Origin of the sequence: Bacillus sp. FSL L8-0152, from assembly GCF_038006365.1 — a bacterium.
GTDB lineage: Bacteria > Bacillota > Bacilli > Bacillales > Bacillaceae_G > Bacillus_A > Bacillus_A cereus.
In genome coordinates this window covers 2,414,058-2,427,814 of sequence record NZ_JBBOVB010000001.1, presented here as the reverse complement: position 1 = coordinate 2,427,814, position 13,757 = coordinate 2,414,058, and the positions used below count along the sequence as shown (strand labels likewise).

Sequence of the window (13,757 nt, the reverse complement as noted above, 5' to 3'; positions counted from 1 at the left end):
AGACAATTTCTTTTTATTTTTATAGTGCTACTTGTACTTGTTGTACTTGTAAAACTTTTAAAGTAAGATCTAGTACAATTTTTTCACGAAGCGTATCAAATGGTTCGTTTAGGTTTGTAGGACAAGGTGAAAAGTCTAATTCAAAAAATTGAGCGCTTACTAATTCACAATATGGTTGTTCGTTATAAAAAACTGCATTTTCAAAGAAATATTTGTCTAGACGTGGTAAATCACCGTTTTTAGGATTTATAAAATGAGAAGTAGTGTCCGAAGAAGAAGCTACTAAAGCTAATGATAGAAAATCACCTTCTGTCAGATCTGCAAAACCAGAAAATGGAACATTTGCAATACGATCATATAGAACTCCATTACACTCGTCATTTGCATATTCAATATTTTTACGAATATAGCCTTGTACAAATAATTTCGCTCTTGTAACTCGTCGGTAAGGTGTACCTGGTACTGGTACGAATGCTACAGGCACTAACTTACATTGTGTTAAAAATACGTTTTTTAAGATGCGTTTAATTTCGACTGCTGGAGGCTCTAATGAAATATCGGACTCTACAACAATTTGAAGCGTTCTTTCTGCTAATACAACTGGAATCTTTACAATAGGTGCTCCTGGAGTAACAATTGGTGTTGCAGTCTCATCACTTAATGGTGTTTGGGTTTGTCCCGCTACCTGACATGGTACATTAATTGGACATTGTTCGCTCATGTTTTATGCTCCTCTTTTTATAAGATTTTAGAGTTTATGAAATTTTCAAACTCATAATACTTGTATATGTCTTTCTTCTACTAATGTTTGGGTTCTATAGTAGCCTTTTTAATCATTATCATTAAGTTAGTATAATCTAATCATTTTTATTGAAAATTCTGAAAATTAATATATTTAGAGGAATACAAATTCTGTTTTCAACGTATCTCGCAGATTCGGTAAAATTATGAAGTCTTTATTACATGAGTTATCTTGAATTTAATTTTGGATATCACGATATGAACATGGTTACCAAATGATGATTTTTATTTTTATCAAGCTATATATTCGTAAAAAATCGCTTTACATATACTGAAGTTTTATTTGTTGTTACATAAAATCTTTTACCTATTCAATTTTGAAATATACATTCAAGACAGTATACTCCAAAATAAGAAATTATTTTAAATTAGAATATTTTCTTTGATAAATGTGTGTTGATTAATTTCATAATCAGTAGTTCTATCCACTCTCCCTTAAAAATTAGCATAGTTTTTATGAATTCTATATCTAGTAGAAAGCTCTCTATCATATAAAAGTATAATAATAGGTTAATAAACAAGCAGTTTTTTTACTAAAACATAGAATAATACTGACCCTAATTGAAGGGAGGCATAAAAGATTTCCTGGAATAATGATTGCTGAAAATTTAAAAACAAGCACCATTGTGATGACGATAAATTTAGATATATTATTTAAATAATTTGTGTTATAGTTTCAAATGTTAATTAATTACAATATTTTTCAAAAAGAGTATACATAGTCATATAAATCATGTTATTTAAGATAGTTTGTTCTTTAAATTAGGAATTAAATAAAGAATTATAAAAACGCGCTAGGTACAACTAAGAAAGAAACAGGATAAAGAATAAGTCATATTACCTGTAGTAATAACACTAAGTGAATTGCACCTCTTATAAGTGACTTGTGTATCTCTTACTGCGTTTGAAGTTAATTGCCAATATTTCGTGTCGTTCTTCTACAAGACATTGCGTAAAACCGTTTGGTTACCAATTCCACCAACGTAATCTTCAACATCTTTCATTCACTTCATTAAATTGTCCTGTTGCTTGATTTTGTGCTTCTTGAACTTTTTTATTCAACTCTGTTTTTGTGGTTTCAATATCTTTGTTGACTTGCTCTAAGGTATCTTCCTTTACTTTGTCCATATCAGGAACAACCGACTCCCAATTGCCATTCTTCCATAATTTGAGGATGCCAGGCTTGCCGTTTGAAATATCTAACCATAAGGTTTTTCCATTTTCTAAACCGATTGTCGGTGGTTTTGCGCTTTCAATAATTTTTGTTTGATAATTTTTAAGGTTTTCTTGTACTTTTTCTGCTAACTTTTTTGCTGCTTCTGATTCCTTTTTCACAACATCAACTTGTTCATTTGTCTCTTTCACAAGTTCTTCCAACTTATCTAACAAGCCTTTATTTGCTTTTCCAGCTAGACTGCCCATAACTTGGGCATACATGTGATCTAACAGACTTCTCGTATCTTCTACTTCTTTAAAATCACCAAAATAATATTTATCATTTGCCGCATTTGTATCACATTCATCCGCTGCGATAAGACGTGCTTCTAAAAACAAAGGTGGCGTAAATTTTGTATCTTTGAAATGGACAATATCGCCCTTATTTACTTTTTCATGAGATAAACCAAATATCTTTTCTAATGCAATTGGAGTTACTTCATACTGTACAGTGCTATTAATACGTTTCTTTAGTTCCGCTTCCGTTAGTTGTTTTAATCTTTCGGCTGACATATTTTGATCTTATGTTTGTGGACTATAGATGTCATATTTGTGTGAACCATCTTCTGTCCAACGTTATATCAACTTTTCCATTTTTGAGGAAAATGTCATTGACCATTTTTAAAATCGTTATATTTATATTAATAATTTTATAACCTACATTTGAATTTAATCATTCGTATCTTTTTCTCTACTTTGACGATTTGAAATCATTATCTTCTTAATCCATACTATTTTCACAAAGTAATTAATATATCATTTCAAGTTCTCTATGACTTACCTATATCTTATATTGTGTGTAACTGCCCCCTTCGCTGAATCCCTTGGTATCATTGAATTTATAATACTTTCTTTTTTGAGTTACATAGTACAAAATTTATGAGTAACTGTAAGGAGTACCACCACATTGCTATCAAGCTAAGAATATGAATTTTATCAATCCATGTTTTTCTTTTGCATATTGGCTAGTATAGAACAAAAAGGTTATCAAATGCCGAGCGAACTCTCAGCAGATGATAACCCTTTGAACTAGCGTATCAATGATTTAATTAGATAACCTCACAAATATATTATTGAACCACTCCAAATACATTAATTTCAGCGGCACTTGTCCATGGATTGTTGTTTACCTCGCTTAATGCACGTAGTTTAATATAACGACCTGTCTTGTTTGCAAAGCTGACCTCTTTCAAGTTAGTATTGTTTGCAAAAGCACCTATGGATACCGCTGTTCCCCAGTTTACTCCATCACTACTGACGTAAAACTCATAGTCCTTAATCGTTCCATTTATTTGGCCGTCTTGCCTTGGCAAGTAGCTGAATTTGGAGAGGTTATAAGTTGCACCTAAATCAATTTGAATCTCGTGCGGCATTGGAGCTACGGGGCTCCAGTTTGTATGCCAAAATGTGTCTTTGTTTCCATCAAAGGCATACGTACCTAAATTGTACCAATTATAACTATCTACATATTTTAGTGTCCAGTTTGTTTGCGGAATTAAACTAGCTTCTTTTGTTGTGACTGCTACATTCATAGCAGAATTACTTGTACTTGTCGTTGTAATCGTTACTCCTGATTTTTCTCCCGTGTAGGTATTACTATTCGGATTAGTGTCTGGACCAAAGGTAGCAGCATGATTTTGATTCGTGTAATAGAACGGGTCTTGGTATTCACTGACTGATTGCTCTATATCAATGAAAGGATGAGGATCACTGGAATTATTATTCATGGATTCATCAATATGCCAAACCGCAATACCACCAGAATTTGTTGGTAAGCTTGCATCATACCCAACCTTTGCGCGATTCTCAACTAAAAAATACGTATTATCCTTTAAAGGAATCTTTAACACATTATAATTATTTGGGATCGCATTTAGAGTAAAGTTATTAGTGGTATTTACTACATTTGGTGTTACAAATCCTAATTTTACTTTTGACCAAGCATCCATATGATCGGGTGTAGCTCCATAATCTTCTCCTTGTAGATTATTCCAAGATCCATTACCCATTATACTTAAGCTACCCACACGATTATTATCACCATATAGATCTGGAAGGCCAAAGGAATGACCTAACTCATGAGCAGGGATACCAATCGTTGCCATATGACCATATTGTTTTTCACCCTGCGCCGTATACATGCCTGATACCGTAACACCATCGTGATTAGAATTGGGAGCATACGATTGATGTGCCCAAATATAAGGAAGTGGAGCACCAGGAGCAGCTTGTTCATTACCAGCAATTAAACTTACAATGTAGAAGCCATCTTTAGAGTCAATGACTTGATCATTATTAGTATCAAGACTAGCAAAATTCACCTGAGAATCAGCTTTAGCCAATGCATCTGTTATAACCGTACCCATACTTTTTCCCGATGTACTCGGATGAGCGTAATCTAATTTCACTTTAACTACTCCATCATTTTGAGTACCATATGTTTCAGGAGCTGGAGTTATCTGTACTTTTCCGTTACTTACTTCATTATAGTAATTCTTAACTGACTTTTGATTTGTAGAAAAGAATTTGTTACTCCAGTCGTTATCGTTATATGCAATATCAACATCTGTAAACCCAATTAACAAAACAAGTAATTTTTTATTTCCTAAAACTGGAGTGACAGTTCCATCAATATTTTTTGGTGATTCGTTTTGTAATTTATTCATGTGCTCCTGCTTTTTCTTTGCTTGAGGGTTGTATTTTTTTATCCACTTCTTCAAATTGTTCTCATTTACCGCCATTGAAGGCTTCTTATCAATTTTATATTTTGTACCCGTTGATTTCAGTTCATCTGATGTAAGCTCAGCGTAATTCCAATATCCCTTCTGATCTTGTAAAAGTACGTCGCCATCCTTTGTACTTACCCAGTGGAACCATTCATCTCCATGTAACGTTCCCTCAAAAGTTTCGCCTGACGGCTGCTTCATTTTGACAACTCCCTCGTATGCTGGTGCGGCAAAAGCATTCGTTTGAACATACAAAACACAAATCAAAGAAAAAACGGACATGAACAGGAATTTTAAAATTCTTTGCATAAACTTTCCCCCTTTTTCAATTGTGTGTGGAATATTCTGTTGATTGCCAGACTAGATTCATACATGGAATAGCTCGACAGATACATTTGTATAACACTAACAGAATACCTTTAATTATAATTACAGGAAATTTAAAAAATGTTATTTTTTTATTTAGATAAATATTTTCTCAAGATTATCAAACAGGATTGATGATGATAGTTCTTCAGAGAACTAATATTTTTCTGCCTAAAATGGGTCTTAACGTAAACTGCAAATTTTTTTGCTGTGGTGATCCCATCGCAATCAGACTAAGATTTTAAACTATCATAAAAGAAAAAGCAATGATTAAATTTTAAACCTAGTCATTGCCTTATCCATTGCATCTTGATTTACACCTATATAACGTAACGTGACCTTCTCTGACGAGTGATTAAATATCTCCATGAGCAATGCTATGTTTTTTGTTTGCATATACATATGATACCCATATGTCTTTCTCAATGTATGTGTCCCTATTTCATCTAACCCAAACTCTGCCGCTGCTCCACTTAATATCTTATATGCCATGCTACGACCAATTGGACGATTCTTACCTTGTCTGCTTTGCAATAAATACTCATTATTTTCTCTTTCTTCAATAAACCATTTAAGTTCTCTTTTCAGTGCTGCAGTAATTTGTATTCGTTTCTGTTTCCCTGTTTTCTTTTCCCGCATAGATATATGACTACCTTTGACATCTCCTACCTTCAATTTCAAAATGTCCGAGATTCTCAGGCCTGTATTGATTCCCATAATGAAGAGAATGTAATTACGTAAGCACTTTTCTTTAAAATACTCTTTAAGCTGCTGTATTTGCTCTGGATCACGTATTGGCTGAACAAAATTCATTATTCATTACCTCCAGTTTCTTCTGTCTCGTAAACTTCTAATCTAAGAGCAAAAGCAAGTTTATAAAATACTCTAGCCTTAACACGTCGATAAGTACGCTCGCTCATGCCGATTTCGTTATATACCATATAATCACATACATCTTCATCTTCTAAATAACGCTTAATGATGATGTCTCTTTGATCCTTTCCTGCACGTCCATTACCCAAACGACTAAGAAACTGGTCAATACGAAATGATGTTTGCTTAATCCACTCTTCTCTTTTACTTTGTTGAATATTAGCCATCGCTATATCTTCTAGTGGCTTCCCTACATCATTTGTAGGCCCGTGATATCTAATTTCATAAGAAGGAGTGACTTTCATTTCTTCACGCATCATTCCAAACTGCCTATACAAACGCACACTTTCCAGAACACCTTCTAATTTTTTCTGCGTTGCTACTCTATCAATTTTTGGTAAGAAAGATAATTATTCATGTAAGACCACTCCTTTTTATTTTTAAATTACTTTTGTCTTATTGCTCCGCGTCTTCGTTCATAACAAGGTCTATGCATCCCCATTAAATCCTCAATTTCACGAGTACTTAATTTCTCTTTTTGTTTTTTCTTGTTTTTCTTCTTTCCTTGCTTGGATTGCTTTTTCCATTCGCGTAATTGGGCTTTTAGTGCTCTCATATTTCCCCATCTCCCTTTTCAAAATAAAAAGGACACCTATTCCTAAAACAGCTTGAATTGCTGTTTTAATGAATTGGTGTCCTCTAGTTTTCTAGCCGGACTATATTTTATTTTTGTTCACCTTACAAAATTCAATCCTTCAGTATGGATTGTACTGTTAGATTTCTTATCACGTCGGTACCCAACTATCATAATTGCAACATCACTATTAAATATCTGTGTCATTATATCGACAACCTTTAACAGGAAAACCATTTCCATCAACACTGTCAGGCATTGGCATACCATTCTCATCTGTACACCATGATTGGCTTTGGAATGCTAAAAAATATGCTACCCATTTATTTTCAGTTGGAAAGTGCAGTAAAAACCCTCCATCATGCCAAGTTCCATTTTCCTTAACCTCAATCTCACTATTCCCTTGCATCATATGTATATTATCTATACCACCTGGAAATGTTGTACCATAGACATATATAACAGCGGAATCGTTTAATTCTTTTGCCTTTTTCATATTTTTATCGATAAATTCATTCAAGTCATTGTTCTCTCCAGGCTTATTAAAACTAACCACTTGCATTTTACGAGGATCAAACAAATTACCCCTAATATAATCTAGTGCTATATCAGGATTTATACCTTGATGATAATCAATTTTATGAAAATCTGATTCCATTGTAGGAAGTATTGTAATTGATTTGGCGTTAAAATCTTCATCGGCATAGTATAACAAATCTGGACTATTAGCTTCTTTCGAACGAACATTTATTTTAACACTATATTCCTTATTTTGTTCTGTCTTAACTTTCACCTCATAATGTGGATTATGATGATTATTTGCATTTCTATCCGGATGCGTCTCCTCTACTTTTCCTATTAGAACGCCATAATTCATTTTTATTCCCTCCATAATTACAATTTACTTTTCTACATTGAATGTAATTTAAAAATATAAATGAGATGTCTATAAGAAGATTTCCTTGTTTTAAAATTTATCTTCATCATGAACATTCTCAAAAAATCCTCCGGTAAACCTATGTTTTCCACCTCGGCGTAATATTTTTTCTAGACCATCCATATCTCCCGCAGGAAATACAGGAGTAGGCACTGTATTTATATTCTCCATGTACTCAGGTAATAACGATCTTAACGCGATATCCATTCTTATTTCGCCTGCACGCATTAAAGTATTAATCTCACTGTCATGAAAGCTATCTAAATCAGTACGAAGACCAGCTAACAGACTTTCAACCTCCTTAGAATCGGTTGGTAATTTATAATCAGGTAAAGATGTTTTATCATTATAAAAAGGATTATTATTCTTTTCGAATAAAGATTGAATAGGTTTACTAAGAATAAGTTGCAATCCTGGATATTTTTCGTAATCTAAGGTTTTTAATAATCTTCTCCTTAAAACTACAATTTGACTATTAGATGTATCTAAAATCCGTTTAGTTAATTCAAAATGTGAAGGTACTTCATCTTCCTTCCAAAATTTCTCAGATGCAGAAGCATCTAAAACAAGGTAAATTTCATCAATACTTGCATCTGGGTCGGGAATAAATTTCATGGGCTCTTTTCTGTGTTTTGTATTTGAAGGGGAACTACTGTTTTTGTTCTCGCCATCCGATATTAATATTGGCTCAGTCCCGATATTATCAAATACTCCTCCATCAGAAAACCAGAGTGTGTCAAATTTTAACAAAGGATTGCCTTGCATCCTATTTTCTGGATCACTAAAATTTCTTCCCTCTAATGATAGTGATATAGGTGCAAATAAAACTGGAAAAGCAGCTGAGGTCGCAACAGCATAAGAGACTGTAATATCATCAAAATCAAGTGATTTTCCAATAAGTGTTCCATATATTTCTTGATTGGAAAAATAAAACATCCTCATTGTATCTAAACACGTTGTATTACAGTACCATTTTATAGGGGAATTTTCCAATTCCTTCATTCTTACCCCTTCACATAAATATTTATCTAACATTGTCGGAAAGGCTTTGCTGCATTTTTCACGAATGGATTTGAAAGATAATGCTTGTTTTGTAAACGAGTTCGTGAGTAACTTTGTACGAAGGTCTAATTGTCCTAATTTTACCAATGGATTTACTACGCGTTCTTCAAAATCATTTACATTACGGAATGATCCACCTTTATGTAAAGCAAGCATAATAGCAGCGGCAGTAATGCTGCCACCTGAAACAGAACTAATACTATTTACACATTGATCTAGCTTGCATTCAACTAAACGTTTATATCCCCCTAATGCATAAAAGGTCGCTCTAAATCCACCTCCAGAAAACGCTAATTTTAGCTCCTTCTTCATCTATGATTCCTCCTTAACGTTTCCACCCATAAAGTTCGAGTAAAGATATGCGCGACGTTTAAATATAAAATATTTATTAGTAATAAAATAATTCATGGAATGTATCACTTACATGTGATACATTCCATTCAATAGATTAAAAATTAGTTTTATTTTTTTCTGATAATCAAACTTCTATCTGTACTCTTTCCCATGATATTTAATAAACCCTACAGGGCGATGAGTAAAGTGTATTACCGCATACCCTGGATTACCTTCGCTTGGAGTTGCAGTAGTTTTATCTAAATACTCACCTTGTAATTCAATTTCTTCTCCCTCTTCTAAATCTGGGATACGATTTGCTATTCCTAAATTATCTCCATAACGAATTGCACAAAATACTATAGTATCCACGGTTAATGATTCTGGTAATCCTTGAGCATCAATAAGTTCTACTTGATCAACTATAATATGTTGATGAGTACCCCCTTGAGGGTTTGTATCATCTTTTTCCACTTTTTTTATGATTCCTTTAACATGTACAATAGGACCGTGATGTGATAATGGATGTCGATGATGCTCCATAGGATGGTCAGCTAAAGTGTGACCATAGTGAGGATGTCGTTTTAAATTTTCAATCATAATTCTACCTCCAAATTTTATTATAGATATTGCCCTTTCTTGAACAATCTTTTGTATGTTATATCCAGATTATTCATTTTTTATTTATATTAGTATAAATAGAAATTCAAAGAATACCTTATAAAAAAGGACACCAATTCATTAAAACAGCTTTAATTGCTGCTTTAATGAATTGGTGTCCTCTAGTTTTCTAGCCGGACTAAATTCGAATGTTATTTTATATATCCCAATAGTCATTATTAACATCATTAGGATATTTGCTGATTTCCTTCTCTTTCCCACACTTTTCACATTTATAATAACTAACTATCCCCATCATATCAGTTTTAAAATCTTCATTGTCATGACTTTTAATAAGTTTATATCTATGTATACATTTAGGTTCTTTTAATTTATTCAACCACTTTCCTAACATAAATTAATCCCTTTCCTTTCACAGATATTCTTTCTATTCCCATCCTCTTAAGAATACCTTAGAAAAGATTTCCAATCAATGAAACGTGTTAGCTTGTTTTTCTATAAACAAAATGATTTTTTTGTTAAATTTCTATAAAATAGTAATTAGTATATAATTAAATTATTAAAATATTAGGTGGTGATGTAGATGACTGAAACAATCCGAATTGCTCTTTTCACTCTTGTAGGAATCAGTGCTTTATTCTCTGTAATTAAGGAATTTCAAAAACCAGAAAAAAGAAAATTTTGGATTACATTTGAAACTTTAGTGCTAATCGGGGCAGCCTGGATGTTAATAGGACTTCTCATGTAACCTACATAATTAGTAACCCCCTGAATAAAACTCAATATTCCGTTAATACTGTAGACAACCCATTTCGAACCATATTCCATTACCCGAGCAGTTAGCTTTTGCTAGCTGCTCTTTTATTTACGAACACTTTAGACAAGATTTCATACAATATATCCAGTCCTTTCTTATAACTTGAGCTCGTCACTTTCGTTATAAAAATAGGGTTATGTCCTATAACTTTTTTCAGGAATCATCCATATGTTATATCTGAAAAAGTGGCTCTGCTTTATAAAAAGGTGGTTGCGGAAACAACCGCCTTTTTATTTATGACAAAATGAAATTTTTATTAAGAAAGCTTATTTATACCTTTCAATTGATCGTTTTCTAATTCAAGCTCACTTATTCTTCTCTGCAATTTTTGTATGGTGTTTATAGCCATATACGCTGTTTCTTTAACCTCTTCTTCATATTCCTGGCGACTCACTTCTTTATCTGTATTACCTCTAAGGTGCCACAATTCTGATAAAGTTTTATCAACTCTCAATTAATCCACCTCGCTTTCTAACAAAATAGCGTTTTTGTTTAAAAATTACTCTGATTCAATTCCCTTATGGTATAATCTGTATAATTCATTTTTCGGGAAAGGATAACAAAATGAGAGAATACTTTGGTTTTATTTCAATGTTTTTAACTTCAATCGTGTTTTTTGCTTCATTATCTGGGCATACAAACAATTACTTAATTTATTTAATACCTATCTCAATTGTTTTAGCTATTCTTGCCCCGAAAGGAGATACAGCGAAAAAAATTACTTTTGCTATGTTAATTATTTTAGGTATTTTAATTACTTGCGCATTAATTATTGGTGCTATTATTGGCGCTGGAATGGCTGAATCGCAACTACAACATTTGAAATAATTCTTTTTCTCCCAAATAACGCTTTTATAAAGTAATTGGTAGCCCTGCAAAGCCTTTTATCATATATATAGAATTTTCTCCATACCGTATACAAAGATAAGATTTCTAGAATATGATGGGAGGTAACATATGACTAACTCAAATATTTACGACTTCATCATGAAATACGCCCGAGGACCCCATTTTCATCAAGAATTCCCCATAATATTATTTTGGAGTCAAAAAAGTGGATGTACATCACTTGCTCATTGGTTTTTTTATCAAATCAACTTGTTTAAGGAAGCTATTAAATATAACCCATTCATCCATAATTATGAGTTCGACATTTACAAAAATTCAGTATACTACTTTACTGGACTTGCTAATGCATTATCCACAAATGAAAAACCGACATATAAACTTGTAAGAAATCCCTATAAAAGGGCAGTAAGTTCATTTCTCTCACTAATTCCTCCACCAAATATTGAACATCCCGAATGGCAGCCAATTAGACAATTTTTATATCATGATAAAAACTGTAATAAAAAAATCTCCTTTAAACTTTTTTTATATTACTTAAAAGCACATATGAATAATTTAGATGATGTGAACCCCCACTATGTGCAACAATATGTACAAGATGAAGAAAAGTTTGTTACAAACTATATTCACCTTGAAAATTTCTCTTCTGAAATCTCAAATTTAGAGAATATATACGACTTAAAGAAGTCCCCATTAGATATATTAACTAAGTCATGGCATCATCAAAGTGGGATCACCATTTTTAAAGGTAACTATGCAGATGCTGATATTACTGACCCTCTATTCCCACGACTCCCAACATATGAAAGTTTTTATGACTCCGAAACTATTCAATTAGTTGAAGATATTTTCAAAAAGGATTTCACTGTATACAAATACTCCCTAACTCCCCTCTAAAATATAGGCATTTTTATAATCATAGATTCATAATTATTACAGAGAAACTTAAGCCACCTACTTAAGTTTCCTCATAATACTCCTGCGAATTGAAGTTGGGCACTATTTTAATAGTGCTCTTTTTCTACAAAACCCAAATTTTATACCAATTAATTGACTGACATTGAATTTTTTGGGATTATATGATAATATTTATATATAAAATCATTTGAACTGCACCCCAATTGTTAGACACAGTCTAACAATTGGGGTGCAGTTTTTCTATGGCTAAATTTACAGCTGATGAAAAAATACAAATCGTTCTACGTTATTTGAACGGAAATGAAAGTTATCGAGAAATAGGTAGATTGCTCGGTATAAGTGACACAATCATTTTGAATTGGGTAAACCAATATAAACAGAATGGTCTGGAAGCTTTTCTAAAACGATGTACAAATTACACACAACAATTTAAACTAGACGTACTAAACTTTATGATTGAAAACGGTATGTCCTTATTTGAGACGGCAGCTATCTTTAATATTCCTGCCCCTTCAACGATTTCTGTTTGGAAAAAACAGCTCGAAACACAAGGAATTGATGCCCTTCAATCTAAGAAAAAGGGGCGTCCATCCATGAAAAAAGATTCAAATAAACAATTAAAACAACCTTTAGCTGAAGGGTCAGTCGAAGCACTTGAAGCACGCATTAAACAGCTTGAGATGGAAAATGAGTACTTAAAAAAGTTAAATGCCTTAGTTCAAAACAAGGAAAAATCACAAAACAAGACAAAGCGCAAGTAGTCTACGAATTAAGGCATAAATATTCGGTCAAGGCACTCGTGGAGCTAGCTACTATTCCTCGAAGCACGTATTATGATTTAGTAAAGAAAATGAATCGTCCAGATCTAGATGCCGATTTGAAAGCTGAGATTAAAGCGATTTATGAGGAAAATGAAGGTCGTTATGGTTACCGTCGCATTCGTGATGAATTAACGAATCGTGGCCAGAAAGTGAACCACAAGAAGGTTCAGCGCATTATGAAAGAGCTTGGGTTAAAGTGTGTTGTGCGTATGAAGAAATATAAATCCTATAAAGGAAAAGTCGGTAGAATTGCACCTAATATTTTAGAGCGTAATTTTTATACAGATGCACCGAATCAAAAGTGGGTAACAGACATCACAGAGTTTAAATTGTTTGGAGAAAAACTGTATGTATCACCTGTATTAGATTTGTATAATGGTGAAATTATTACCTATACAATTGGTTCTAGACCGACGTATTCGCTTGTTTCAGACATGTTAGAGAAAGCATTGGAACGTTTACCTGAAACCCACCAGCTACTGATGCATTCGGATCAAGGATGGCATTATCAAATGAGACAGTACGTCCTTACACTTGAATCAAGAGCTATCGTTCAGAGTATGTCTCGAAAAGGCAACTGTTACGACAACGCAGTAATAGAAAATTTCTTTGGGATTATGAAGTCGGAGTTCCTCTACATAAAAGAATTTGAAAATGTAGAGCACTTTAAAATAGAATTAGAAAAATATATAGATTATTATAATACGAAACGGATTAAGGCAAAATTAAAAATGAGCCCAGTACAATACCGGACTCACTTTTATCAAGCTGCCTAATGAAATAA

14 protein-coding genes and 1 pseudogene are annotated in these 13,757 nt (G+C 32.9%); 4 read left to right on the top strand and 11 right to left on the bottom strand.

What is annotated here, in order from left to right:
* Positions 1-19: 19 nt before the first annotated feature.
* The 10 genes and pseudogenes from MHH27_RS12345 to MHH27_RS12300 form a co-directional block, all read right to left on the bottom strand.
* Positions 20-721 carry a CsxC family protein gene (locus tag MHH27_RS12345; RefSeq protein WP_001294982.1) on the bottom strand — a complete coding sequence of 234 codons (702 nt, stop codon included), beginning with the start codon at positions 719-721 and terminating at the stop codon, positions 20-22.
* 1,070 nt (positions 722-1,791) lie between these two features.
* Positions 1,792-2,592: pseudogene (locus MHH27_RS12340) on the bottom strand (distal tail protein Dit); the annotation flags it as partial.
* Between the two features lie 494 nt (positions 2,593-3,086).
* Complete coding sequence (locus MHH27_RS12335; protein ID WP_340942709.1) at positions 3,087-5,051, bottom strand: M6 family metalloprotease domain-containing protein; 1,965 nt, start codon at positions 5,049-5,051, stop codon at positions 3,087-3,089.
* Positions 5,052-5,378: 327 nt separating this feature from the next.
* The gene (locus tag MHH27_RS12330; RefSeq protein WP_340942706.1) at positions 5,379-5,921 is read right to left on the bottom strand and encodes a site-specific integrase; all 543 of its coding nucleotides are present in this window, start codon (positions 5,919-5,921) and stop codon (positions 5,379-5,381) included.
* Entirely contained in the window at positions 5,921-6,373 is a 453-nt protein-coding gene (locus MHH27_RS12325; RefSeq protein WP_340944830.1) for an ArpU family phage packaging/lysis transcriptional regulator, read from the bottom strand. The genes MHH27_RS12330 and MHH27_RS12325 overlap by 1 nt, the downstream gene beginning before the upstream one ends.
* Before the next feature lie 53 nt (positions 6,374-6,426).
* Entirely contained in the window at positions 6,427-6,597 is a 171-nt protein-coding gene (locus tag MHH27_RS12320) for a hypothetical protein (protein ID WP_340942700.1), read from the bottom strand.
* A gap of 208 nt (positions 6,598-6,805) precedes the next feature.
* A complete protein-coding gene (locus MHH27_RS12315) occupies positions 6,806-7,492 on the bottom strand; it encodes a YukJ family protein (protein WP_340942697.1) in 687 nt (228 codons plus the stop codon).
* A 90-nt stretch (positions 7,493-7,582) separates the two neighbouring features.
* Positions 7,583-8,926 (bottom strand): patatin-like phospholipase family protein, encoded by a 1,344-nt coding sequence (locus tag MHH27_RS12310; RefSeq protein WP_340942693.1) that lies wholly within the window; start codon positions 8,924-8,926, stop codon positions 7,583-7,585.
* 174 nt (positions 8,927-9,100) lie between these two features.
* Positions 9,101-9,547, bottom strand: a complete 447-nt coding sequence (locus MHH27_RS12305; protein WP_098974172.1) for a hypothetical protein — start codon at positions 9,545-9,547, stop codon at positions 9,101-9,103.
* A 217-nt stretch (positions 9,548-9,764) separates the two neighbouring features.
* Positions 9,765-9,962, bottom strand: a complete 198-nt coding sequence (locus MHH27_RS12300; RefSeq protein ID WP_340942690.1) for a hypothetical protein — start codon at positions 9,960-9,962, stop codon at positions 9,765-9,767.
* Positions 9,963-10,151: 189 nt separating this feature from the next.
* Between MHH27_RS12300 and MHH27_RS12295 the strand changes: the two genes are divergently transcribed.
* Positions 10,152-10,316, top strand: a complete 165-nt coding sequence (locus MHH27_RS12295; protein WP_000140899.1) for a hypothetical protein — start codon at positions 10,152-10,154, stop codon at positions 10,314-10,316.
* A 325-nt stretch (positions 10,317-10,641) separates the two neighbouring features.
* Here MHH27_RS12295 and MHH27_RS12290 read toward each other — a convergent pair whose 3' ends face one another.
* The gene (locus MHH27_RS12290) at positions 10,642-10,839 is read right to left on the bottom strand and encodes a hypothetical protein (protein ID WP_061666382.1); all 198 of its coding nucleotides are present in this window, start codon (positions 10,837-10,839) and stop codon (positions 10,642-10,644) included.
* 110 nt (positions 10,840-10,949) lie between these two features.
* Here MHH27_RS12290 and MHH27_RS12285 point away from each other — a divergent pair, with 110 nt between their 5' ends.
* The 3 genes from MHH27_RS12285 to MHH27_RS12275 all read left to right on the top strand — a co-directional run bounded on the left by MHH27_RS12285 (position 10,950) and on the right by MHH27_RS12275 (position 13,749).
* A complete protein-coding gene (locus MHH27_RS12285) occupies positions 10,950-11,213 on the top strand; it encodes a hypothetical protein (protein ID WP_080773562.1) in 264 nt (87 codons plus the stop codon).
* Between the two features lie 129 nt (positions 11,214-11,342).
* Complete coding sequence (locus tag MHH27_RS12280; RefSeq protein WP_254488457.1) at positions 11,343-12,131, top strand: sulfotransferase family 2 domain-containing protein; 789 nt, start codon at positions 11,343-11,345, stop codon at positions 12,129-12,131.
* Between the two features lie 263 nt (positions 12,132-12,394).
* Positions 12,395-13,749, top strand: a protein-coding gene (locus tag MHH27_RS12275; RefSeq protein ID WP_340942635.1) for an IS3 family transposase whose coding sequence is annotated in 2 segments (ribosomal slippage) — positions 12,395-12,848 and positions 12,848-13,749 — 1,356 coding nt in all. Because the reading frame shifts where the segments join, the coding sequence is not laid out codon by codon here.
* The last annotated feature ends 8 nt before the right edge of the window (positions 13,750-13,757 follow it).

Bases quoted from the DNA above. Each gene is read 5' to 3' on its own strand.
- MHH27_RS12315 (WP_340942697.1), bottom strand. From the start codon at position 7,492: ATGAATTATGGCGTTCTAATAGGAAAAGTAGAGGAGACGCATCCGGAT.
- MHH27_RS12310 (WP_340942693.1), bottom strand. From the start codon at position 8,926: ATGAAGAAGGAGCTAAAATTAGCGTTTTCTGGAGGTGGATTTAGAGCG.
- MHH27_RS12335 (WP_340942709.1), bottom strand. From the start codon at position 5,051: ATGCAAAGAATTTTAAAATTCCTGTTCATGTCCGTTTTTTCTTTGATT.
- MHH27_RS12305 (WP_098974172.1), bottom strand. From the start codon at position 9,547: ATGATTGAAAATTTAAAACGACATCCTCACTATGGTCACACTTTAGCT.
- MHH27_RS12320 (WP_340942700.1), bottom strand. From the start codon at position 6,597: ATGAGAGCACTAAAAGCCCAATTACGCGAATGGAAAAAGCAATCCAAG.
- MHH27_RS12295 (WP_000140899.1), top strand. From the start codon at position 10,152: ATGACTGAAACAATCCGAATTGCTCTTTTCACTCTTGTAGGAATCAGT.
- MHH27_RS12285 (WP_080773562.1), top strand. From the start codon at position 10,950: ATGAGAGAATACTTTGGTTTTATTTCAATGTTTTTAACTTCAATCGTG.
- MHH27_RS12300 (WP_340942690.1), bottom strand. From the start codon at position 9,962: ATGTTAGGAAAGTGGTTGAATAAATTAAAAGAACCTAAATGTATACAT.
- MHH27_RS12330 (WP_340942706.1), bottom strand. From the start codon at position 5,921: ATGAATTTTGTTCAGCCAATACGTGATCCAGAGCAAATACAGCAGCTT.
- MHH27_RS12280 (WP_254488457.1), top strand. From the start codon at position 11,343: ATGACTAACTCAAATATTTACGACTTCATCATGAAATACGCCCGAGGA.
- MHH27_RS12345 (WP_001294982.1), bottom strand. From the start codon at position 721: ATGAGCGAACAATGTCCAATTAATGTACCATGTCAGGTAGCGGGACAA.